Source organism: Coprococcus sp. AF16-22, assembly GCF_003461545.1.
Classification (GTDB): Bacteria; Bacillota; Clostridia; order Lachnospirales; family Lachnospiraceae; genus Coprococcus; species Coprococcus aceti.
Genome location: NZ_QTXH01000001.1, coordinates 304115 through 328843 on the forward strand (window position 1 = coordinate 304115; position 24729 = coordinate 328843).

Below are 24729 nucleotides of genomic sequence, written 5' to 3' on the forward strand. Positions count from 1 at the left end.
ATCCTCCTAAATTTACTATCATATGTAGGTTATATTTATGATTCCTTCATCATTCGTAGCTATCATTGGCATTCTTTTTGCACCCGGAAGTCTGATTCCTGTACTTTTCGCTTTTCCTATCTGCAAAAGCTGTGGGCACATTCTCATCGCTATTATGAAATTGTTTCCAGCCGCCAGCTTACCCGCTATGGCAGCTCCCGCCAGTTCCCCAACGACCACGATATTCTTACCGGATACAACCCTGGCATCCCTGGCAACATCTCCGAGGATAATGACATTTCCCCTGATCTCAAGGGTCTGCTTTCTCCCTATGTCACCGCGGAAGATATATGGTCTTTCATTGTCACTGTGCGTTTTAGTCATATCCGGCAAAGCCATACTGACTTTTGCCTGTTGTGGTTCACGATCCCCATCATCCCGGACACCGGAACCTGTATATTGATCTATGTCAGGTTTAGCTGCAAATCTGACATGAATCTTATCAATGCTGTTTAAAAAACTGATTATCTCCTCCGTGTCTCCACGCTCCAGGGTACATCCCCTGAAAGATATACATACAGTTCCTTTTTTCTGGAAGGCACTTATATTATCGAGGATCCTGCAATACAGATCGCAGCAGATATCATTTACAGACATAGCCGCCGGTACATAGACAACTATGCCTGATCTATCTGCCTTGATTGATAATCTGTCCATACCATCCATATCATCTGCTCCTGTCATATTATTTCCTACACACAGGTTCTGTGATATATCTTTGGTATCTCAATTAATCTGACATCTGGTTGTTTCCTGTTATGTCAAGCGTATCAAGCTTGTCAGGGTCATACATATATGCGTACACCATTCCGGCAAGCTCCTCTGCGTTACCCGATGTATATCCATGTGGAATAACACATGTTACACTGACCTCAGGGTTCTCATAAGGCGCAAATGACACAAACAATGCGTGATCCGGCCTTGTGGTATCCTCCTCTGCTGTTCCCGTCTTGCCGGCAACATTGACATTTATCTGATTTATAAGAGCCGATGGACTTGTGTGTTCACTTACCATCTGACGCATTCCCTGTTTTATGACCGCCCACTGGCTGTCCGTCAGATCAACTGTATTCTTAGGAACGTTGTCACTCTTATACACTGTTCTTCCATCTATATTTTTTATCTCGTTCACCAGTGTCAGGTCATAACAGTTGCCCTCATTAGCGATGGTTGTCACATATCTGGCAAGCTGGACAGGCGCATAGTTATTTGTACCCTGTCCGATAGAAGAACGTACCGCATCAGTATCTGACACATGCGGATCCATCTCTTCTATCTCCACACCTGACTTCTGGTCAAGTCCAAATAACGAAGCGTACTTCTGTATCTTATCTATACCCTGTGCATCCTGATATACTCCCTTGCTGTCTGTGGCAAGGCGGTATCCAACCTCATAGAAGAAACCGTTACACGATACCTCTATGGCGTCAGCGAGACCAAGTGTTCCGTGTCCGCTTCTGAGCCAGCAGGCCGGTGAAGGAACAACCTTTGAGAATGTACCGTAATCAGTTATAACTGATCCAACGTCTATAACGCCCTCCTGCAGACCAGCTGCAGCAATGAGCATCTTGTATGTGGAACCCGGTGCAGTTCTCTGCATGGTTGCACGATTGTACATAGGGGTCGTCTTATCTTCTGTTATCTTGGCATAATAGTCAGGATCGATCACATTTGTGAGCTTGTTGTTGTCGTAGCTTGGGTAGCTTACCATAGCCCTTACAGTTCCTGTCGCCGGATCGACCACCACGATGGATCCCGAGCATGGGTCAAGAGCAAGCATGGCAGGTGTTATCTCAAGCTTTTTGATCTTTCTGTAAATAAATTCAAAATTGCTGAGGACACCTGACGTAAATTCCTCGTAATCTTCGTCTGTTGTACTATTAAGGATTCCCTGGTCGTATAACAGGTATATTACCTGGGAACCTGTTATTTCACCTGATAATATCATATATTTGAAGACTCGTTTGTCGAAATCGGAGTCATCCTCAAATTCTTTGAGTACATAATCGACAATAACATTGTATATCTCATCCGTATCATAATAATCACTGCTTGTCTGAATGCCGGTTATGTCTATTACTCCCTGGCTTATGCAGTATTTCAGATACTCATATAATGATATCTTGTCATTTACATAGTTGTTATATGTGTCACTGTCCTTATCCACTGCACTGCTGTCATATATGCCGTTTGAGCTCAGCGTCTCACATATAAACTCCATATAATCCTTGTACTGATCCGAAAGATTATACAGTTCCGTGTGACTGCTCTTCAGAATGTCCGAAAGCGCATTGAGTGTGTACTGCTTGCTTGATACAAATGTGTTGTACACATTCTTTTCATTGTCAGTTGCATTCGCAGCATTAAGGGCCTTTATGTCTATAATGTTGTTGTCAAAGAATGCCGAGTACACATCCGTTATAGGTATATCCTCTTTCTCCTTGGATGTCGTCACGTTCTTGAGATTTGCAAGGAGAATATACGACAATTCCTTTTCAAGTGCGTTGTAGCAGTATTTCTGAAGATCAGAGTCAAGTGTGAGGTAAATATCGTTTCCTGCAACAGAATCAGTTTTTTCTATAATCTCAAGGACTTTTCCCATGTTGTCAACGTACATCTTCTGGGAACCGTCAACACCACGAAGCTGATCCTCGTACGACTGTTCCAAACCAAGCTTTCCAACCATATCATTGGAATCATACTGCTGATCCTCGTCAAGCTTCGCATTGTACTCCTCGAGCTCCTCATTTGAAATGTTGCCGATATATCCGATTATATGCGAAAAATATATGGCATCATTGTATACTCTGTTTGATTCAATACTCACATCCATTCCGAGCAGTGTATCCATATTCTCAGTTATCGCAGCATAGCTCTGCTGACTTATATTGTTGGCGATATCCACTGTCATGTACTGCTGGTATCTGTTGAGCCATACCTCATATCTCACGGCAAGGATCTTGAGCACATAGGCATCCGAATAATCACCCGAGATATTGAAAAGTTCATCACTTCTCATATAGTCAAATACTTCCCTTGCTGTAGCATTCTTCTGTGCATCGGTGAGGGCATCAACTGAGCTTGCACCATAAACATTCATATAAAATGTATTGAGTTGTGAGCCGCTTATCGTGAATTTCATGTTGCCATTTGCATCCAGCTTGATCGGAAGCTCCACGGACAGACTGTCTCCATTCTGCTCAAGTATAAGTATCGTCTTATAAACTATCTCATTTCTTAGCTCATTGACCGACATATTCTTCTTGTCTGCCGCCTCAGTGAGGTCTGCATTGCTGGTGAAACTCAGATTGTATGAAGATTCGTTAGATGCAAGCAGTTTTCCGTTGCAGTCGAAAATCTTTCCTCTGGTGGCCTTGACCGACACCGTCTTAAGTGATTTGTACTGGAAGCTGGACTGATATTTTTCTCCATTTATGATCTGAAGATTAAACAATCTGTACACAAGCACGCCTGACAGGCACAAAAAAAACAGAGTGACATAAAAAATACGGCTCTTTAACTTTTCTACTATAAAATCTTTGATTATCTCTAATATATCTCTGATCACTATGTCTCACTTCCTTTTTCAGCGCGTTTCAGCCTCTTGTTTATAAAGACAAACAGCTTGAATACTATCATCGTAAGTATGGCTGTGTATATCATATCCGGCAAAATAATATCCTTCATGTACAGCCCAAAACTGAGTCTGTTACGCATTACAAAGAATATTATAAATGTTATGAAATTAAATATGAAATCATCAAGTGTTATGATGATGATAGGCAGCAGTACATCCTCCACGAGATACAGTCTGTGGAAAAATCCGTTACAGTATCCAATGAGCATATATATGATCATAAAAGGGCCTATGGCAAAGCCAAAGTACAGATCATATAAAAAGCCACAGAAAAATCCCACCAGCATTCCCTCTTTTCGACCTCTCATAAGTCCAAAGGACACCGTGAGGATGAGCATCAGATTGGGAGTCGCACCCGCAACTGAAATATATGGAAAAAGTGCTGACTGAAGCACAAAACATATTATGATTAATAATCCAAGTGTGATAACTCTTCTCAATGTCTGTTTAACCTCTTTACTTCTACTCCGAAACAGTTTTCTTGGTCTGGAGGACTATGAGTACCTCCTGTATCTTTGAAAAATCACATGCCGGAGTGATATATGCAGTCTTTGTAAGATTGTTGGAATCTTCCTCTATTTTTGTTACATACCCTATGTTAATTCCCGACAGATATTTGCTTGACACATAGGATGTGACGACCTGATCGCCGACTCCGACCTCTGCGTCCTTGTCAATGTTTTCAGCGATAAGATAGCCATTCTCATAATTGCTGACACTTCCCTCAACATTACAAATAGCCTCTGACGGTAATATCATTCCGTTTACATTTGATGTATCGTCTATGATGGCTCTTACCTTGGCATAATCCTTTCCGGCCTCTGTGACTATTCCACACAGGCCGTTGCCATACATGACATTGCAGCCCTCGACAACACCATCATCTGTTCCCTTGTCGACATAGAACACCTGAAACCATCCGCCGGTATCCTTTGATATGACCCTGGCAGCAGTCTTCTTATAATCGGAATACTGGAGATCAAGCTCATAAAGTGCCTGAAGACGTTCGAGCTCATACGAATTCTGCTGGTACTGTGCCACCTGCTTCTGACTCTGTTCAAGCTGATCCTTGAGTGTTTCATTCTCCTTTAACAGTGCGTCATAATTCTGGAATGCCTCAGTTTTGCTCTGAACCCATCTGCCTATGGTATTTACCCCTTTCTGCATGGGTTGGACAAATATGTTGGTAAAATTCCTCACCGGTGCAAATATTCCTCCCGCAAAAAGAGATACAAGCATGAGCACAACGCAAAAGCCTGTGAGTCCAAGCAAAAAATATCTCGGTGTGATCTCTATTCTTTTTCTGTTCCTATTTCGTCTTCGTTTCATTATAAAATACCTCGCTCAGCTAAGCTGACATAGCAGTTATTTCCCAAAATAATATGATCTGAAAGCTCTATCCCTATCAGTTCCCCGGCTCTGTCCATCTCTCTGGTGATATCTATATCCTGACCGCTCGGAGTCGGATCTCCGGATGGGTGGTTATGCACAAGTATGATATAGACAGCATCGTATCTGAGCGCCTCCACAAACACCTCTCTCGGAGATAACATCGAACTGTTCACTGTTCCCTCTGAAATGCGGACATCCTTTATGAGCTTATGCTTCGCATCAAACATGAGGAGATACACGTATTCCTTTTCGAGATATCTTGTGTTCTCCATGAAATAATCCGCAATGCTCTGTGGGGACTGGAACGACAAAAACGGCTTAAATGAAGCCCTGGCCATTCTCCTGGATATCTCAGCCAGACATTTCATCTGTATTGCTTTTACCTTTCCAACTCCGCTTATCTCTTCAAGTTCACTCACAGTCAGGTAATTAAGCCCCACTATACCCTTGTGAACCGGATGGGCATCCAGTATCCTGTAGGCTGTGGACAGCGCATTTGCCTTCCTGCTTCCGGTTCTGAGGATGACTGCCAGAAGTTCAGCATCTGTGAGAACCTCAACTCCATACTTAAAGCTCTTCTCATACGGTCTCTCAGTCTCCGACATTTCTTTCATGGAGACCGAAAGTCCTCCTGCAAAATTCTCTTTGCAATAATTTTTATCCATATTTCCTCCTTCCGCCTCTCCAAGCTCCAGAGAAAATTTTATATGGCCGACTAATTAATCTACCATACTATAAGGTTTTTTTCTACCATTTTCTGTAATGACATTATTATGCCGTACTTGGCATGGGGATATGTAAGTCCCCCCTGAAAATATACCGCATAAGGTGGGCGCATAGGTGCATCCGCTGAGAGCTCAATGGATGAACCAGACACAAATGCTCCAGCGGCCATGATGACCGGTGAATCATAGCCCGGCATATCCCAAGGCTCAGGTCTTACATAACTGTCAACCGGCGCTGCAGCCTGGATTCCTTCACAGAATGCCACGACCCTCTCAGGAGTCTGAAGCTCAACAGCCTGAATAATATCGTATCTGTCCTCTGTGCTGTCAGGAACAGCCTTAAAGCCCAGTCCCTCGTATACATTTGCTGCAAATATCGCACCCTTAAGCGCACTTGCAGTAACTGTAGGTGCCATGAAAAGTCCCTGAGTGAGAGCCTTTGTATTGCCAAGTGAGGCTCCAACCTCCTTGCCGAGTCCCGGAGTCGTGAGTCTGTATGAAGCATTCTCCACATACTCCTTCTTACCGCATATATAACCTCCTATCGGTGCAAGTCCGCCTCCCGGATTCTTGATAAGAGAGCCGACTACCAGATCAGCCCCAACATCCGACGGCTCTATATCCTGTACAAATTCTCCGTAACAGTTATCTACCATACATATGATATCAGGATTTACACTCTTGACCGCCTTTATGGCCTCACCGATCTGCTGTACAGACAGCGTCTTTCTGACTGCATATCCCTTAGATCTCTGTATCTCCACAAGTCTTGTGCGGCTATTGATCGCATTCTTTATTCCGTCAATGTCAAAGTTTCCATTCGGTAGCAGATCTACCTGGGCATATGTGACACCATACTCTGCAAGTGACCCCCTGGACTCACGGATGCCTATGATCTCATCCAGTGTGTCATACGGTTTTCCCGCTATGGCAAGGATTTCATCTCCCGGGCGCAGATTACCAAACATGGCCGTGCAGAGTGCATGGGTTCCGCACACTATCTGTGTCCTGACAAGAGCATCTTCCGTGTGGAATACATCTGCATATATCCTCTCAAGGGCATCTCTTCCGTCATCTGTATAGCCATAGCCTGAAGAGCCGGCAAAATGCGCCTCGGACAATCTGTTGTCCTGCATGGCCTTCAGGACCTTGAGCTGGTTGATCTCACTCACAGCATCGATGGCTGCGAATCTATCCTTAAGTTTCTCCTCCACACTGTTGCAGTATTCAAACACCTTTTCATCCACATTCAGTGATCTGTAGTAATCCTTTAACATATCTTTCATCTCTGTATAATCTCCTTTTCGCGAAGCCTGTCCAGCATAAATGACAATATTTCAGACTCGCTGTCGTACTCACTTTTATCAACCCAGGTCACATGTTTTTCCCTCTTGAACCATGTGATCTGTCTCTTGGCAAAATGCCTTGTATCTCTCTTTAGCGTATATACTGCCTCATCCAGAGTGCATCTGCCCTGAATATAATCGATTATCTCCTTGTAGCCAAGCCCCTGCATGGACACCAGCTCCCTGCTGTAACCCTCGCTCACAAGCAGTTTTACCTCGTCCAGAAGCCCTGCCTCAAGCATGATATCTATCCGTCTGTCTATTCTATCATATAATTTCTGTCTGTCATCATTTAACACAAAATATTCAAAATTATATGGTGACTCCTTCTGCGACTCAGTCTCGTTATGTTCAGATATCTTCATACCTGTTTTTTTATAAAATTCAAGAGCCCGTATCACTCTTTTTACATTGTTCTCATGTATCTTTTCAGCGGATTCAGGGTCGACCTCCGCTAGCATGTCATGAAGAAATGTCTTGCCGTGGGTATCTGCAAGGTTCTGCAGCTTTTCCCTGTATGACATATCATTGTCATTTTCCTCAAAATCTATATCATACAAAAGCGCCTGGATATAGAAGCCGGTACCACCTACTATGATTGGAATTTTTCCCCGGGAATATATATCCTCCATAGCACGAAGAGCATATTTCTTGAAAAGCACAACGTTGAACTCTTCTGCCGGATCAAGAATATCTATCAGATGATGCCTTACCCCCTGCATCTCCTCGGGCCCTATCTTCGCCGTTCCTATATTCATCTTTCTGTATACCTGCATGGAATCAGCGGATATGATCTCGCCGTCCACCGTCTTCGCCAGCCCTATGGACAGTGCCGTCTTGCCGACAGCCGTGGGGCCGGTGAGGATTATCAGTGGTTTCATATTCTTATCCATCATGTTAATCTCCTACACTATTCGTTTAAACTTCTTCTCAATCTCCGCCTCCGTCATGGATATGACAGTCGGACGTCCGTGAGGACATGTGTATGGATTTTCAAGCTTTAATAGCTGATCTATAAGTGCGTCAGCCTCCTTGAAGCTTATCTCCGTGTTACCCTTTATCGCAGCCTTACACGCCATGGTGGAAAGCTTATGTATAAATGTGTCTACGGTCACCTTTTTCGCACTGCTGCTCGCATCAGCTATGAAGTCTATGAAAAGCTCTCTGCCATCAAGACCAAACAAGTTGTCAGGTACAGCGTTCAGCTTAAACTCCCTGCCTCCGAAGTTCTCTATCTGATATCCAAGCGCCTCGAACATCTCCATATTCTCATGAAGGAACTCTATCTCTGCGGCACTGAGTGTAACGACCGCAGGAGGCATAAGATACTGTGAGTATATCTTCTTATTCTTGTAATTCTCCATAAGCTCTTCGTACTTGACCTTCTCATGGGCAGCATGCTGATCCATTATGAAGAACTTGCCATCGTACTCTATGAGCCAGTATGTCTTGAAAAGCTGTCCTATTAGTCTGTGCTTTGCACGGGCTTCCCTTGTCAGGAACTTCTCCTGGAACATATCCTGCTGGACGTACTTTTTTCTGGCTTCTTCATCGTAGTCAGTATCTGAAGCTTCATCTGAAACTGCAGATACTGTTGAGTCTGGTGTTGCCGCTGTGACCGAAGGTCTAGCAGGTGCCGGAGCTGTATATGCCGGACTCTCGTTTACCACATTTCTGTTTTGTACTACAGATCTCCCCAGATCATTCTTTCTATCCGCATATATGTAGTTTCCTGCCGGCTTCTCCGTCTTGTTATTATCTATGACGTCTGATCCTTTATTGTTTGAGCTGCTAGTCTCATCTATGATCTCTATAACCGGGCGGACCGGCTGTGATGATGTCTGTGGTTCGATCGGGCAAAGCTGCTGTGGTGATGTCTGCGTCTCCGCCGAGCTAAGCTGCTCAGGCTGACTCTGCGGTACAGTCCGCTCCTCTGCCCTGACTATCGCCTCACGCCTCTTATTCTCGAACGCCTCCGGTGCCTTGCCAACATCCCTCTGCTTGAAGGTCTCAGGCTTTGGATCTTTACCCGGCGCCACATCAGGAATGAGCTCTTTGAATAACAGTGTCTCCCTTATGGCATTGTAGGTGAAGCTGTATATATCCTGACTGTTGGCGAATTTCAACTCCATCTTGGTCGGATGTACATTTACATCGAGGAGATCAGGTCTCACCTGGAAATTGATCTCGGTGAATGGAAACTTGTGTATCATGACAAATGTCCTGAAAGCATCCTCGATCGCCTTGGTGAGCACCGCACTCTTTATATATCTGTGATTTACATAGTAGCCCTCAAATGATCTGTTGCCCCTTGATATACAAGGTCTTGCTATATATCCGGAGATCTTCATATAGTCATTTTCCGCATTTATCTCAAGAAGATTTGAGGTGATGTCTCTTCCATAGATATGGTAGATTATGTCTCTGAGTTTGCCATTGCCTGATGTGAACAGCTTGTCTGTTCCATTTGCAATGAACTTAAATGAGATCTCCGGGTGTGACATGCATATACGGCACATCAAATCGTAGATATAGCTTGTCTCCGTGGCATCAGTCTTCATGAACTTCTTTCTCGCCGGTGTATTGTAGAAAAGATTTCTGACAATTATGGTTGTTCCACCCGGAGCACCTATCTCCTCGCTGGATATCTCCTTACCGCCATGTATCTGGTATCTGAGACCGGTCACATCATCAGCGGTCTTGGTGATCATCTCAACCTGTGCAACCGCCGCTATACTTGCAAGTGCCTCACCACGGAAACCAAGAGAAGAGATACTCAGGAGATCCTCGACTGTCACAAGCTTACTTGTGGCATGTCTGAGGAATGCAAGCTTGACCTCATCCTTCTTTATGCCTGCTCCGTTGTCGGTGACTCTGAGAAATGACAGTCCGCCTCCCTTTACCTCGACGGTTACCGCTGTGGCACCTGAGTCTATAGAATTTTCCACAAGCTCCTTGATGACCGAGCTCGGCTTCTCTATAACCTCACCGGCTGCTATCTTGTTTATCGTATTCTGGTCTAATACTTTTATCATCACTTATCGCTCCTTATTATTTAAGTCGCTCCTGCAATTCATTTAAATAAAGCAACGCCTTCATAGGTGTCATGTTTGACAGATCAACACACTTTATGTCCTCGATCACCTGTGATTCGGCAAGTGAGCCGAACATTGACATCTGGGTGTCTTCTTTCTTCGGCTTGAAATCATTTGTAACCTTTATCTCCTTCAGCTTGGTGGTTATGTCCTTGTCTATAAGCTGATTACATATCTCATTTGCTCTCGCTATAACGACATCCGGCACACCGGCAAGCTTTGCAACCTGTATACCGTAGCTTCTGTCGGCACCGCCCTTGACGATCTTTCTGAGGAACACTATGTCGTCTCCATCTTCCTTGACCGCTATACAGTAGTTGTTGACTGCCGACAGCTTACCCTCAAGCTCCGTGAGCTCATGGTAATGTGTCGCAAACAGAGTTTTTGCTCCGAGCAGTTCACTGTTGCTTATATACTCAACGACAGCCCAGGCGATCGCCAGACCGTCATATGTGCTTGTTCCTCGACCTATCTCATCAAGGATGAGAAGGCTGTTCTTCGTGGCATTTCTGAGTATATTTGCGACCTCGCTCATCTCCACCATAAATGTGGACTGTCCTGATGCAAGGTCGTCGGAAGCTCCCACTCTTGTAAATATCCTGTCGCATATGCCTATATTGGCAGATGCCGCAGGGACAAAGCTTCCAACCTGAGCCATGAGAACTATGAGCGCAGTCTGTCTCATATATGTGGATTTACCAGCCATGTTAGGACCGGTGATGATAGATATCCTGCTCTCATGGTTGTTCAGATATGTGTCGTTTGTGATGAACATATCGTTGTTCAGCATCTTCTCAACGACCGGATGACGTCCGTCCTTTATGTCGATGACTCCATCTGTATTGATCTCAGGTCTAACATACCCATTTGCAACAGCCACATATGAGAGTGAACACAGAGCGTCGAGCATGGCTATGCTGTGTGCTGTTCTCTGTACCCTTGTGAGCTCTGCAGCAAGGGTGTCCCTGAGCTCAACATATGTGTCGTACTCCAGCGCAACAAGCTTGTCGGATGATCCGAGTATAACTCCAGCCAGTCTGTCAAGCTCCTCGGTTGTGTATCTCTCAGAATTGGCAAGTGTCTGCTTTCTGATGAAATAATCCGGCACAAGACTCTTATATGAATTGGTTACATCAAAATAATATCCGAACACCTTATTAAACTTTATCTTGAGATTCTTGATTCCGGTCTTTTCCTTCTCTCTGGCCTCAAGCTCTGCGATCCAGTTCTTGCCATCAGTTGTGGCATTCTTCAGAGTGTCTATGTCCTCAAGATAGCCATCTTTGAATATTCCGCCCTCTCTGATAAGTATAGGCGGCTCATCAACTATGGCACGGTCAAGAAGGTCATAGAGATCCTGCAGATCATCTATTCCATCCCTGATCTCGGTGAGCTCATCCGAATGGAATTCACCGAGAAGCTGTATTATAAATGGCAGAAGCTGTATGGACGTCTTAAATGCCAGAAGATCTCTCGGATTCGCTGTTCTTAACGATATCCTCGTCATAAGTCTCTCGAGATCGTATATGGTATTCATGTACTCACGGAGTTCGTCTCTGGTTATGACAGAGTCGTTGAGCTCTGTTATCGCGTCAAGTCTGGCTTCTATATCATCTTTGTGGATAAGGGGCTGCTCTATCATATTTCTGAGCATTCTCGCTCCCATGGCCGTTTTGGTCTTGTCAAGCACCCAGAGTAGTGAGCCTCTCTTCTGCTTATCCCTGAGTGTCTCTGTCAGCTCCAGATTCCTTCTGGATGAGCTGTCTATGATCATGAAGTCCTCTATGGAATATATATCTATCCTGTTGATATGATCCAGTGAGTTCTTCTGTGTCTCATGTAGATACTGGAGAAGTGCACCCGCTGACAGCAGCATATCCTCCTGCTCATCTATGCCGAGACCATCTATTGATCCGACCTTAAACTGTCTCTTGATGAAATCCTCACAGGTGTCATCGTTAAAATAATGAGACGGGGCCTCCGATATCGTTATCTTCATCTTCTCCTTCATGTAATCAAAGTTCAGGCCGCATGACAGAAAAACCTCATTTCCTATGATCTCCGTCGGTGAATATTTGTTTATCTCGTCGTACAGCTTGGATGTGGATGAGATATGACAGGAACGGAACTCCCCTGTTGTGATATCGCATACGGCCACACCATACTCATCATTACAGCCAAATATACACATGAGATAGTTATTCCTCGTCTCATCAAGAATAGCCTGGGACATATTTGTACCAGGCGTAACTATACGTATAACTTCTCTTTTTACTATACCCTTTGCGAGCTTCGGATCTTCCATCTGCTCACATATGGCTACCTTGTAGCCCTTCTCTATCAGCTTGTTCAGGTATATGTCACAAGCATGATACGGAACACCGCACATCGGTGCGCGCTCCTCCTGACCACAGTCCCTGCCGGTCAGTGTTATCTCAAGTTCCCTGGATGCCGTCAGGGCATCGTCGAAGAACATCTCGTAGAAATCTCCCAGTCTGTAGAAGAGAATACAGTCCTTATACTGATTCTTAACTTCCATATACTGAGCCATCATTGGTGTTAATGCTGCCACTTCAACTACTCCTATTCTGCTAATTCACCCATGTAATAAAATCCCTTACACTCAACAAGCTTTACATTCAGGATCTTTCCAACCATCTCCGCACACCCAGGGAAATGGACAAGTATGTTGTTGGAGAGCCTTCCGGTCAGAAGGCCGTCGCCCTTCTCGTCAAAGCCCTCAACCAGAACCGGCTGTGTCTGTCCCTTTATCGCAATGGTCTTCACATCACTTATCTCCTGCACACGCCTTAAAAGCCTGTTGTATCTATCCTGTATCTCTTCCTTTGTGGAACCATTCTCCATTCCGGCGGCAGGAGTTCCTGTTCTCTTTGAATATATAAATGTAAATGCGGTGTCATACTGTACTTTCTCAACCACGTCCATGGTCTCAAGGAAATCCTCCTCGGTCTCACCAGGGAATCCCACGATTATATCAGTGGTGAGTGATATCTCCGGAACCTTTGCCCTTATGCGGTCAACCAGTGCAAGATATGACTCCTTTGTGTACCGTCTGTTCATCGCATTCAGTATCTTTGTCGAGCCCGACTGTACCGGCAGATGGAGATGTCTGCAGATCTTTTGATTCTCCGCGATGACATCTATCAGTTCATCCGACAGATCCTTTGGATGTGAGGTCATGAATCTTACTCTCTGTATCTTCTCTATGGCACACACACGCCTCAACAGTTCCGCAAATGTGATCGGATGCTCAAGATTCTTGCCATATGAATTGACATTCTGCCCGAGGAGCATGATCTCCACCACTCCGTCGTCAGCAAGCCTCTCACACTCAGCTATGATATCCTCCGGATTTCTGCTTCGCTCCCTTCCTCTTACATATGGAACTATACAGTAGGTACAGAAATTGTTGCATCCAAACATGATATTTACACCTGATTTGAATGGGAATTCCCTCACCGCAGGAAGATCCTCCACGACCTCCTTGGCGTCCTTCCAGATATCTATGACCATGCTTCCGGATTCTATCCTGCTCACAAATATCTCAGCAAGCTTATATACATTGTGTGTTCCAAATACCATATCGACAAACCTATAGCTCTTGCTTATGGTTGTCACCACATGCTGCTCCTGCATCATGCATCCGCACAGAGCTATCTTCATCTCAGGATTTTTCTCCTTGAGGTGCTTCATGAGACCAAGGTGACCATAAACCTTTCTGTTGGCATTCTCCCTGACCGTACATGTGTTATATATTATAAAGTCCGCATGTTCGGACTCGGTCCTAACATATCCCATCTGCTCAAGTATTCCGGCAAGCTTCTCAGAATCCCGGACGTTCATCTGACAGCCAAATGTCTGTATGGAACAGGTAAGGTCACGTCCCAGCTCTTTGCTTCTTGCTGTGACATACTCCCTGCCCTTTTTTATAAAATAATACTGCCTCTCCGGTTCCTCAAACGGAGCTGGAAGCCCCAGATCTATGCCGTCAATAACTTTTTCCAAATCATTCATAATATCTATGTATCCTTATCTATTTCTTTAAAGCTGCGTAAATCCGACTGGAGTTATTCCTCTATGCCTAGCTTACCAAGTATCCTGCCTATGTTATCCATAGTATTTTTCACGCTGGAATCCGCGGCATCCATCCTCATCTGAGTCTGTATATCCGCAAGATCAATATCCCTGTAATGATCCAGCGCCGCGATGTAATCAGGATCATTCTCAAAATGAACCTTAAGTGCCCTCATGGCATCCTTATAACCGAGCAGGCTTCTGAATTTTACTGAATTTGCAGAGAAATTCAAGGTTCCATCTATCAGATCTCCCAGGCTTACACTTGGATATATCTCTATGATATCCGCATCTGTATATGCAGATATGTCTTTCTTTGAGTCGGGATTAAGGCCGCACACAACGATATTCCTATATCCCATATCATACAGAGGTTTCACCGGAACATTGTCGGCGAGACCGCCATCACAATACTCCTTACCGTTATAAGTCACAGACTCATAGAGCATAGGCAGGGTGGATGATGCCATGACAACTGTCCTGATCTCCTCCGCATCCATTCCTGCAAGGCTTATATACTCAGCCTGTCTTTCACCTTCCTGCGCGCACTCAGCTATGGCTGCATACACGGTGACCTGCCCATCAGACAGCTTTCCGTAATCCACATAGCTGTCCATGAGCTTTATCATCTCCCTGCGCGACATGAATCCCGATTTGTCGTTGAACATCAGATCAGGATCAACGTCAAACACCGTCTCAAAATGTATCTTCTTCCATGCCTCCTCGCTTCTGTCAGGATCATTGCACGCGAAAAGCACGGCATTTATCGCACCTATGGAAGTTCCTGATATGGCTGTAACCTTGTCCATAAGTCCATACTCTGCAAGTGCTCTGTACACCCCGAGCTGGTACGCTCCTTTACCGCCGCCACCGCCAAGGCACAGCGCATAGCTGTCAGCCATATCACCGGACTGAGTGCGTCCTGCAACTTTTCCGGCATCATCCGCCCCGGCATTTTGCAGCTTATCCATCTGTATCTTCTTTTCAAGTTCAGCGATCTTTGCTGTTATCTCGTCTCTGTTCATTGACCCTCCATTATGATATAACTTCCGATTCTGTTACTATGATATGTGGTCTGATATCTGTAGGTTCACTGTCTATCTTATCAACTATCTGGAATTCATACGCCAGTGCCACCGTGACAAGCCCTGCATGCCTCGCCAGATATCTGTCGTAATACCCTCCGCCAAAGCCTATGCGGTTGCGGCTGTGATCAAATGCAATCCCGGGCATGAACATAAGCCCATCTTCGATCTCCTCAAAATCATCAGAAACCGGTTCGAGTATCCCAAAGTTTCCGGATGTAAGTTCCCCGTAGTCTGTGATCTCAATAAACTCCATGTCTTGTCCATAAACCTTTGGAACATATACATGCTTTCCGTCCGACCACGCCTTCTCAATTATAAGCTTCGTATCCACTTCATTTCCTTTGGAAATATATGCACATATATTGAGAGCATTCTCGTATTCAGGAAGCTCAGACAGACGTCTGCATATAAGTTCAGATCTGCGTGCACAGTCATCCCTGTCCATGTCATTTCTGACCACTTTTATTCTTTTTCTTATAACTTCCTTGCTGCCGGAATTTACACTATCCTCGCTATTCATAAGCCAGCCTATGCCTTTCTGGTAGGATCAAGATCCTGAAGTCTGGTTATGGAACCGTCCTTCTCCTTGATGTCTATATTGTTGAGCGTGTTCCTGAGATTATTCTTCACCGCAAATATATATTCCTGCCTTAACTGCTGCTGTTCTTTCTTCTCGGCGTCGGTGAGCCCCTCAGCCTTGGACTTGTGATATAACTCATTTATACGTGCGATCTTTGCCGCATCGATTATCGTCTCTTTCATAACTATATAAGATACTCCTTATTTAAAATAAATCTGACAACGTCAAAGTCATGATCCTTATATGCCGTGAACAGAGTTCCTATACTTTCTCCGTTCATTACCTTAACAATATTGTCCATATCCGCTCCGGATACTATGACCATATCCGAATTGGAGTTGGTTGCTATCCTGGCGGCTGCGATCTTGGTCGTCATTCCACCGGTTCCGTACTTGGAGCCTGCGCCCTTACCCATATCCATAATGTGATCATCTATGCAGTTCACCTCTGGTATCAGTTTTGCATCAGGGTTACTATGTGGATCATCAGTGTACAGACCGTCTATATCCGTGAGAAGTATCAGGAGATCTGCATGGATCATGGATGCAACTATGGCAGACAGTGTATCATTGTCGCCAAATGCCACGCTGTCATCCAGCTCATCGATGGCAACCGTATCGTTCTCATTGACGATCGGTACGACACCGAGCTGAAGAAGCTCGTTGAATGTGTTGATGGCATTCTTTCTCCTCTCATCCGACGATATAACATCAAATGTTAGCAGAACCTGAGCTGCTGTGCTGTGATACTCTTGAAAAAGCTTCTGATATATCATCATTAGCTGTCCCTGTCCCACTGCAGCACACGCCTGTCTGAGCGAGGTCGTCTTAGGTCTTCTGGCAAGTCCCAGCGCCTGTACTCCGACTCCGATGGCTCCCGATGATACGAGGACCACATCCTTGTCCTGATTTCTCAAATCACATATGATGCGCACCAGCTTCTCAAGCTTTGTATAGTCAAGTCCACCCGTCTCCTCGTGAATAAGTGAAGATGAACCAATCTTTATTACTATCTTTTTCTTGTCTTTCAAATACTCTCTATCCATTTATATTCTCCTGTGTACCGTCTGTTATTGCCTCATTGCTGAATCTGGATGCTATGGCCTCGGCCACCTTCATACCATCGACAGCGGCTGAGGTTATTCCCCCTGCATAGCCCGCGCCTTCCCCGCACGGGTATATACATGTCCCCTCACAGCGCAGCTCATCGCCTCGTATCATGCGAACAGGTGATGAGGTTCTGGCCTCGATTCCTGAGAGAACTGCATCGTCAGATGAGTATCCCGGCATCCTCTTATCAAAGGACACAACTCCTTCTATTATAGCATCCTTTATATACTCTGGCAAACAGCATTTGAGGCTTGTGAGCCTGTATTTACCCTTAATCTGAGGCTTAACACCGCCCAGCTTTTCCGTAGGAATATCCCTTCTGTAATCTCCGAAGAGCTGCACCGGAACAGCCCCCTGTCCGGCCTCGTATGCGGCCTTCTCCCATCTTCTCTGAAACTTCATTCCCGCAAGAGGATGATCTGACCCGTAATCCTCCGGGGTAACATTTACCACAATGGCGCTGTTGGAATTCTCACCATCCCTGCCGCTGTAGCTCATACCATTCACACACGTCTCACCGTGCTCGGATGATGCATTCACCACGTAACCTCCAGGGCACATACAGAATGAATATACAGCCCTGCCATTTGACGCCTGATGCGTCATCTTGTAGTCTGCCGCCGGCAGCAGCTTTGCATACGCCGGATCATCGCCATACTTCATGACATCTATATCTGCTCGCTTGTGTTCGATACGAAGTCCCATGGCAAATGGCTTTGGCTCCATCGGAACACCTTTTTTGTAAAGCATCTCCACAGTATCCCTTGAGCTGTGTCCAAGTGCCAGAACAAGGGCATTTGTCCTGTATTCCTTCTCACTGCCATCTGAAAGGTTCTTTATATGTACACACACCTCATCCTGTGTGATCTGATCATAACCGGTAAAAAGTGAATCAAAATGTACCTCTCCGCCAAGTCTCTTTATATCCTCACGCATATTCCTTACAATACCAGACAGCACATCAGTGCCCACATGTGGCTTATTTATATACATTATGGACGGATCTGCACCATACTCCACAAATGTCCGCATGACCTCAGTGCGTCTGCCCGAGCCATCCTTTATGACCGTATTCAGCTTGCCGTCCGAAAAGGTTCCTGCGCCGCCCTCTCCAAACTGTACATTACAATTTGGATCAAGTCCTTCCTCACCCTTCCAGAATCTCTCTATATGCTCCATTCTCCTGTCAACATCCATGCCGCGCTCAAAAACAACCGGTCTGTATCCGGCTCTGGCAAGATACAGTGCAGCAAATAAGCCACCCGGTCCTGTTCCTATCACCACAGGCCTATAGGTCATTTTGACATTTCCCGGCTCCGGAAATTTATATTGGGTAGCATTTGTTAACATAACATTATTATTGTGAAGTCTTTTCAATAATTTTTCCGGATTCGGAACATCCACATCTATGGATGCAATATATTTCACCTGGTTTCTCCGCCTGTCATCAAGAGACAGCTTGAAAAAAATATACTCAAACTCCTTATCTGTCTTCAGCGTCTTTTTGATAACACTTCTAACATCTGCCTCTGTAAATCCAAGCTGCAGTTTTACATTGTTAATTCTGATCATCTTTTATTCTCTTTCCTGCAGACTCCCCGGCTCTCATGCCGCTTATAACAGCCCACATTATATTATATCCACCACATTTGCCGGTCACATCGACATACTCTCCAGCGGCGTATAAGCCTCTGTGTCCATCAAGTTCCAGGTTATCTGCCCTGAGCTGCAATGTGTCAACTCCACCGCTTGCCGCCTGGCTGTCCTCATAGCTACCGAATCCATCTATGTTGAATCTCATATGTTTGAGCATATCACATATGGATGTTATATCAGCCGCGTCAAGTCCGGCTGCTTCAGAAGCTTTGATACCAAGACTTTTTATAATATACCCGGCGATCTTCTCGTTGACAATACCATTGAGCATCGCCTCGACTCTCCGTCTGCCATTTACCTCGGCAAATCGTCTCATCCTGTCCGCCAGCATATCATCACTGATGTCCGGAACAAGTTCAAGTTCTATGTATGGCTTCTTGCCAGTCTCCATCAGGTCTATACACTGTATACTCATATTAAAAACCGCTATACCCGAAAGATATCCCGATGCAAACTGAACCTCGCCTCTCTCGTGGTCATACTCCTCGCCATCACACATTAGGCGGACAACAGCCTTTGCACGTACCCCTGACATATCAGATATATATTCATGGCATTTTAATTTACACAGAGCCGGATGCGTTTTCACAAACCGTACATTCAGATCATCCAGAAGTCTGTATACTCTATCAGATCCGCCAAGCTTTGGCGCAGCCGCACCTCCGGGTGCAAGTATCACCTGGGTCGTCCTATACCCGCCTTTGTCTGTGTCTACAATATATGTACCATCTTTTCCCTGTTTTATACTCAGGACTTCCTCCGATGTGCTGTTTTCTATACCAAGAATTTTGAGCCTGTCCGTCAGTGCCCACACTATGGTAGATGCCTGCAACGATGCAGGATATATATATCCATTATCATCATAGCTGGAAACACCAAGGCTTTCAAAAAAATCCATGACATCATTATGACTGTCCGTTGTTACGAACTGAAATGGGAAAAATTCATTTGCACTGGAATAGCATGACAGATCAAGCTTCGTATTTGCAATGTTACATTTGCCATTTCCCGTCGCATACAGCTTCTTTCCGAGTTTTTTGTTTTTATCTATAAGCTTTACCGAAGCCGATGGTGCTGTCTCTTTTGCTTTTATTGCGGCTGTCATCCCAGCCGGGCCACCGCCGATAACTATAATATCATAAATCATTCCGATACACCTTTCCCATAATCATTTATCATACGTTTTACAGGCTGTCAATAAACCTGTTCATGTCATCTATATCATTGAAATACACGTGCTTGTGGATCAGTTCTCTTATACGCTTGTCCAATGAATCCACTGTACAAGTCGTCTCCCTGCAAAGACTGCCAAATCTGTTGTACACCGCCACATGTCCATTATAAGTGCTCACATAGAAATTGCCATGTGGTGTTCCACCCTCAGCAGCAATCACGAGCCCTCCGTAAAGCTCCGGTTCACTCTCATTTGATATGGGTAATATATGCCCGCTATCCATACCATCAAATTCTCTATACACACTTTTACTGTCTCCGGATCTGCACGCCGTGCTCACCACGATCTCTCTAGTTATAAAAGATAACACAAATACCGCTATAATGATAACAAAAAAATACATAATTCTTTTAAACATTACCACACCTTCTCTTCATAACAAAAAACAGAAGACAGGATATTCCATCCCATCTTCTGTCTTTGTTAATATATGTGGTTTATGTCTGTATTATTCCCATACAACTCCGGCCTTATTATCACTCTCAAATACTGTGACATAGGTCTTGCCCGGATTGAGCTGAAGTTCTTTTCCATCTGCTGTTGAATACTTTGTCACGGAGTCATCGGTTGACTTCGTCCATGTGATAGGAACGATCTTTCCATCTGAAACATAGTATCCGTCTCCTGTGCCAACGAGATCGATCATCTGTCTGTCGTGATCATCAATGCTGGTGTAGTGAGCAAACTGTATGATGATATTCTTGAATGTGAGCTGCTTTCCTGTGAGGTCATCGATCTGCTTGTCACCATACTGGAATCTGTTATATACCTTATTCTTTGAATCATATTCAAACCAAGGCTGTGTGTAAACTGACATGTTGAGTGTGAGCTTGTTTACAGACTCGCCCTCAGGAACCGTATCTTCCTCATTGAACTCAAACTTGCTCTTGTATCCCTTGTTGTGGGTAGTTGAGCATCCAAGATAATCAAGACCAGCCTTGATCATATCGCTGTTTGTGTACACATTGTGTGGAGCCTCGCGGTCTGATGATCTGTAGAAAGATACAGATCCTTCTCCACCAAGTCCGCTTATATGATCTATTCCTGTCCTGTCAAGCTCCTCCTGTCCCTGTGGAGACTGACCATAATGCATGTATATAGCATCAAACTCCATGGCAGTTGTAACATAGTAAGGTCTGCAGCTTCTGATCGAACCGACCTTCTCAAGATTGTCATAGTCGTTGAATATTGCAAGCATTCTTGTTATTCCGCCCTCAACGACAAACTCATATAAAACATCAGCCTGGCCTATGCCTGACTGAGGAATCGCATTCTCAATATTGTTGATCATTATAGCGATCGGTCTTCCGTACTCTTCCTTTCTGTCGGTGTTCCACTCGCCTGTAAGATCATTATATACTCCCTCATGGTAAGTCTCATCAACCGCTGTGGCAGACTTCATCATATCGGCCTGTGATACATCCACCTCTGCCTTAGCCTCCGTTGTAGTGACATTCTCCTCCGTTTTCTTCGAGCCGCATCCAAAAAGTGATAATCCCATCACAAGAGCGGTTGCCAGAACTAATCCCGTCTTAATTCTCCTCATAGTCTCTTGTATATCCTTTCATTGTAAGTATTTTTTCCTGCATCTCTTCCATGACCCTGCGCTCATCGTCCTCCATATGGTCATATCCTGACAAATGGAGCATACTGTGGGCTACAAGAAAAGCCAGCTCTCTCGTCTTTGAGTGATTGTACTCAGTTGCCTGCTCATACACCTTGTCAATAGATATAACGATATCTCCCAATAGCAGTTCATCTGTAGTAAGATCAAAGTAGTCACACCGGCTATCCTCGAGACCATCAAAGTTTCCAGGAATTGTATAATCAATCAGTGGAAATGACAGAACATCTGTCGCCCTGTCTATATTCCTCTGCTGGTTATTGATTTCATGTATGGAGTCATTGTCCGTGAGCAGCACGTTCACCTCGCAGGGATATGGACACCCAACGAATTCCAGCGAAGCCTGGACGATACTTGTTATGACATCCTCATAATTCTTAATATCAATATCTCCATACTCATTCTCAATATTAACTGACATATTATTTTCCTCTGTTTTTCTGAGCAGTTGTGGTTTTTCTAGGCTTTGCCTGTCTGCTCCTCTTATCCTCATATTTCTCATACGCATTTACGATCTTCTGCACCAAAGGATGTCTCACAACATCAAGACTCGTCAGATGGCAAATGCTTATGTCATCAATATCCTTTAACACCTTGAGTGCAACATCAAGACCTGACTGCGCGTCGTGTGGAAGATCCTTCTGTGAAAGGTCTCCTGTTATTATGGCCTTTGAGCCAAATCCTATTCTGGTAAGGAACATCTTCATCTGGGCAGGAGTGGTATTCTGGGCCTCATCCAGCACAATATACGCATTATCAAGAGTTCTTCCTCTCATGTAGGCAAGAGGAGCAACCTCGATCAGTCCCTTTTCCATATTCTTCATAAATGCATCAGCACCCATTATCTCATACAATGCATCATAGAGCGGCCTAAGATAAGGATCAACCTTGCTCTGAAGGTCACCCGGAAGAAATCCCAGTTTCTCACCGGCCTCTATGGCCGGCCTTGTAAGTATGATCCTTCCAACCTCATTATTCTTAAATGCCGTTATGGCTTTTGCCATGGCAAGATAAGTCTTTCCTGTTCCGGCAGGGCCCACTCCGAATACTATCATGGACTTTTCTATTGAATTGACATATGTTCTCTGTCCGACAGTCTTCGGTTTGATCGGCTTGCCGCTCATCGTGTGACAGATTATGTCCCTGTCAAGCTCAGCAAGACTCTCCTTAGCCTCCTGCGGGTGTTCATTGACTATCGATATAGTGTAGTCTACCTTCTGTTCATCGATGGACGAGCCACGGTCTGCCATCTGGAAGAGCTGTTCTATAACCTGAATAGACTTCTTCACGCCTTCCTCGGAGCCGCTGACCTTAAGCTTGTCATCGCGAAGTATCATTGACACACTGTATTCTTTCTCAATCTTTTTTATATTGGCATCAAACTGTCCAAACACAGTCTGTATATAGTTTGATGCAACAGTTACGGATTCTGAATATTCGCTCAATACTTGTATCCCCTGTCATTATTATTTGTCAGTCAGGCTCCACCTCTTCGCTCCCCGATGTATTGTTTACGTCAATATATCTCGGCACAGCAACCGGGAGTCTGATACTGATATCGCCTTCAGCCGAAGCCTCACCGCTTTCATTAGTAATAATAACATTTTTTCGGACAATTTGCACCCCTTTTTCTTGCATTTTGCCAATATAAACATGCAGATGCTGGTTAAGTCTGTCTTTCTGCTCCTTATCCGTAAGCTTACGTGTATTTACTTTATAGAACACTTTTCGCTCTATATTCACGGATAACGGAAAATACATATCGCCGATATGCAGCCGTTTTTCCTCGGCGGAAAGGTCGTATGAGCCGTCGGAGGCAGCAGTTTTATACGGAGTAAATACCCGGCGTCCAATTTTTATATCTACTTTGTTTACCTTCCTGTCTGTAGTCTCCTTTTCCTGGAGCTCACTCTCAACCACATCTCTGTACTCTACATCACAAAGACCATATATCTCTCCGGAAGCAGGTACAAATACCGTATCCACAACCTCACTGTCATCATTGCATATGTTAACTGTTCCTGATATAAGAGTATCCCCTCTTTTCACTTCATCTCCTACTAATGCAACAGGCGTCCCCGCCGATGCAACAATGGAATAGATCGTACAATCCATTGTTGCCACGAGGTCACACGGTCTGTCAACTTCCGGAACTGTAAATACATCCACGGACTCCTTGAGCGCAACTGTAAGCTTTGTCCCACTGATGCTGCAGGATGCCCAACATATCTCCCCAAGATTATCCGTCAGCATGTCTGTCAGTTCGCTCAGATCAATACTCTTTTTTCTATGTCCATAGCACGGATACTCCATCTCGATAAGATCTGCAATTTCCTCACTTGTATAATCCTCACATCCGTCAATTTCTATGTACCATACATACCCTGATTCCCAGTATACAAACAGCAAAAATAATAAAACTCCGAGTAATATCGAGATCCTCTTCCTATTGCCCAGCAAACCGGTTCTCAGAGTCTTCTTCTCAGCTATTCGGATATCTATCATACATTTGTCCGCTATCTCTTCAAGTCTTTTTCTGTCATCGGAGTATATGAAGAAGTTTTCTGCCTTGCCATTCCATTTACTGTCATTCTGTTTACTGCCATTCTTTTTTCTGTTCTTCTTTACATCCCTCTCGCACCATGTACGTATTCCTTTATGGCTGCATATATTCATCAGGCGCAGAGCTGCGCGGCTGTCACAGCTCACATAGCACACACCTCTTATTTCCCTTCTAATATTCATGCAGTCACACTGTCAGCCAATCTACACTGTTTATCGAACCGCATATTTTCACTTCATAGGATGCGTAGTAAGCAATCTGTAATCTTTTCCCATATATATTCAATATCCCTTTCCGGGTCTTAACAGACACTCTCTCGTCGTCAGAGTAGATCACATGTCTGAAATTCTCTATCACCAGCTCATCATTGTTGAACATGGTGAGTCTGGAGGTCGTTCCCGCCGAGTCCGGACACCAGCACGGAGGTTCAAATGCTATAACTTTTTTCGCTCTGTCTTTCATGAATACCACCATAACGCTTTTGGAACATTATATGAATACACATAAAAAAAGAGTACCGAATAAACTCGGTACTCTTAGAAATCA

22 protein-coding genes are annotated in these 24729 nt (G+C 44.6%); all 22 read right to left on the minus strand.

Annotation, left to right across the window (positions count from 1 at the left end; genetic code table 11):
- Positions 1 to 18: 18 nt before the first annotated feature.
- The 22 genes from DWW60_RS01335 to DWW60_RS01440 all read right to left on the minus strand — a co-directional run bounded on the left by DWW60_RS01335 (position 19) and on the right by DWW60_RS01440 (position 24645).
- Positions 19 to 723 (minus strand): septum site-determining protein MinC, encoded by a 705-nt coding sequence (locus tag DWW60_RS01335; RefSeq protein WP_055144455.1) that lies wholly within the window; start codon positions 721 to 723, stop codon positions 19 to 21.
- Between the two features lie 46 nt (positions 724 to 769).
- On the minus strand, positions 770 to 3607 hold the full coding sequence (locus tag DWW60_RS01340) for a penicillin-binding transpeptidase domain-containing protein (RefSeq protein ID WP_117874218.1): 2838 nt from the start codon (positions 3605 to 3607) through the stop codon (positions 770 to 772).
- Entirely contained in the window at positions 3607 to 4116 is a 510-nt protein-coding gene (mreD, locus tag DWW60_RS01345) for a rod shape-determining protein MreD (protein WP_022216476.1), read from the minus strand. Before mreD ends, DWW60_RS01340 begins: the two co-directional genes overlap by 1 nt.
- 22 nt (positions 4117 to 4138) lie before the next feature.
- Positions 4139 to 5005, minus strand: coding sequence for a rod shape-determining protein MreC (mreC, locus tag DWW60_RS01350; RefSeq protein WP_243002895.1), 867 nt, complete (start codon positions 5003 to 5005; stop codon positions 4139 to 4141).
- Positions 5005 to 5733, minus strand: coding sequence for a RadC family protein (gene radC / locus DWW60_RS01355; protein WP_015534923.1), 729 nt, complete (start codon positions 5731 to 5733; stop codon positions 5005 to 5007). Before radC ends, mreC begins: the two co-directional genes overlap by 1 nt.
- Before the next feature lie 59 nt (positions 5734 to 5792).
- Positions 5793 to 7079 (minus strand): methionine gamma-lyase family protein, encoded by a 1287-nt coding sequence (locus DWW60_RS01360; protein WP_117548968.1) that lies wholly within the window; start codon positions 7077 to 7079, stop codon positions 5793 to 5795.
- Positions 7076 to 8032 carry a tRNA (adenosine(37)-N6)-dimethylallyltransferase MiaA gene (miaA, locus tag DWW60_RS01365; protein WP_243002903.1) on the minus strand — a complete coding sequence of 319 codons (957 nt, stop codon included), beginning with the start codon at positions 8030 to 8032 and terminating at the stop codon, positions 7076 to 7078. Before miaA ends, DWW60_RS01360 begins: the two co-directional genes overlap by 4 nt.
- A gap of 12 nt (positions 8033 to 8044) precedes the next feature.
- Positions 8045 to 10174, minus strand: a complete 2130-nt coding sequence (gene mutL / locus DWW60_RS01370) for a DNA mismatch repair endonuclease MutL (RefSeq protein WP_117874219.1) — start codon at positions 10172 to 10174, stop codon at positions 8045 to 8047.
- Positions 10175 to 10190: 16 nt separating this feature from the next.
- Positions 10191 to 12788: a DNA mismatch repair protein MutS gene (gene mutS / locus DWW60_RS01375; protein WP_117874324.1), complete on the minus strand. Its 2598-nt coding sequence runs from the start codon at positions 12786 to 12788 to the stop codon at positions 10191 to 10193.
- Positions 12789 to 12817: 29 nt separating this feature from the next.
- Positions 12818 to 14269: a tRNA (N6-isopentenyl adenosine(37)-C2)-methylthiotransferase MiaB gene (gene miaB, locus DWW60_RS01380; RefSeq protein WP_055144470.1), complete on the minus strand. Its 1452-nt coding sequence runs from the start codon at positions 14267 to 14269 to the stop codon at positions 12818 to 12820.
- 53 nt (positions 14270 to 14322) lie between these two features.
- Positions 14323 to 15354 carry a patatin-like phospholipase family protein gene (locus DWW60_RS01385; RefSeq protein ID WP_117874220.1) on the minus strand — a complete coding sequence of 344 codons (1032 nt, stop codon included), beginning with the start codon at positions 15352 to 15354 and terminating at the stop codon, positions 14323 to 14325.
- Positions 15355 to 15364: 10 nt separating this feature from the next.
- A complete protein-coding gene (locus DWW60_RS01390) occupies positions 15365 to 15937 on the minus strand; it encodes a 5-formyltetrahydrofolate cyclo-ligase (protein WP_117874221.1) in 573 nt (190 codons plus the stop codon).
- Between the two features lie 8 nt (positions 15938 to 15945).
- Entirely contained in the window at positions 15946 to 16164 is a 219-nt protein-coding gene (locus DWW60_RS01395; protein ID WP_117874325.1) for a DUF896 domain-containing protein, read from the minus strand.
- Positions 16165 to 16181: 17 nt separating this feature from the next.
- Positions 16182 to 17042 carry a glutamate 5-kinase gene (gene proB, locus DWW60_RS01400; protein WP_117874222.1) on the minus strand — a complete coding sequence of 287 codons (861 nt, stop codon included), beginning with the start codon at positions 17040 to 17042 and terminating at the stop codon, positions 16182 to 16184.
- Positions 17035 to 18678 (minus strand): NAD(P)/FAD-dependent oxidoreductase, encoded by a 1644-nt coding sequence (locus DWW60_RS01405; protein ID WP_117874223.1) that lies wholly within the window; start codon positions 18676 to 18678, stop codon positions 17035 to 17037. The genes proB and DWW60_RS01405 overlap by 8 nt, the downstream gene beginning before the upstream one ends.
- Positions 18665 to 19909, minus strand: a complete 1245-nt coding sequence (locus DWW60_RS01410; protein WP_117874224.1) for an aminoacetone oxidase family FAD-binding enzyme — start codon at positions 19907 to 19909, stop codon at positions 18665 to 18667. The genes DWW60_RS01405 and DWW60_RS01410 overlap by 14 nt, the downstream gene beginning before the upstream one ends.
- A gap of 37 nt (positions 19910 to 19946) precedes the next feature.
- Complete coding sequence (locus tag DWW60_RS01415) at positions 19947 to 20354, minus strand: hypothetical protein (RefSeq protein WP_055279963.1); 408 nt, start codon at positions 20352 to 20354, stop codon at positions 19947 to 19949.
- 90 nt (positions 20355 to 20444) lie between these two features.
- Entirely contained in the window at positions 20445 to 21542 is a 1098-nt protein-coding gene (locus DWW60_RS01420) for a DUF3048 domain-containing protein (protein ID WP_015534912.1), read from the minus strand.
- Entirely contained in the window at positions 21529 to 22041 is a 513-nt protein-coding gene (gene ybeY, locus DWW60_RS01425) for an rRNA maturation RNase YbeY (RefSeq protein WP_015534911.1), read from the minus strand. Before ybeY ends, DWW60_RS01420 begins: the two co-directional genes overlap by 14 nt.
- 1 nt (position 22042) lies before the next feature.
- Positions 22043 to 23065, minus strand: a complete 1023-nt coding sequence (locus DWW60_RS01430; RefSeq protein WP_022216489.1) for a PhoH family protein — start codon at positions 23063 to 23065, stop codon at positions 22043 to 22045.
- Between the two features lie 28 nt (positions 23066 to 23093).
- Positions 23094 to 24365, minus strand: a complete 1272-nt coding sequence (locus tag DWW60_RS01435) for a sporulation protein YqfD (protein WP_117874225.1) — start codon at positions 24363 to 24365, stop codon at positions 23094 to 23096.
- Positions 24366 to 24369: 4 nt separating this feature from the next.
- Positions 24370 to 24645 carry a YabP/YqfC family sporulation protein gene (locus tag DWW60_RS01440; protein WP_022216491.1) on the minus strand — a complete coding sequence of 92 codons (276 nt, stop codon included), beginning with the start codon at positions 24643 to 24645 and terminating at the stop codon, positions 24370 to 24372.
- Positions 24646 to 24729: the final 84 nt, after the last annotated feature.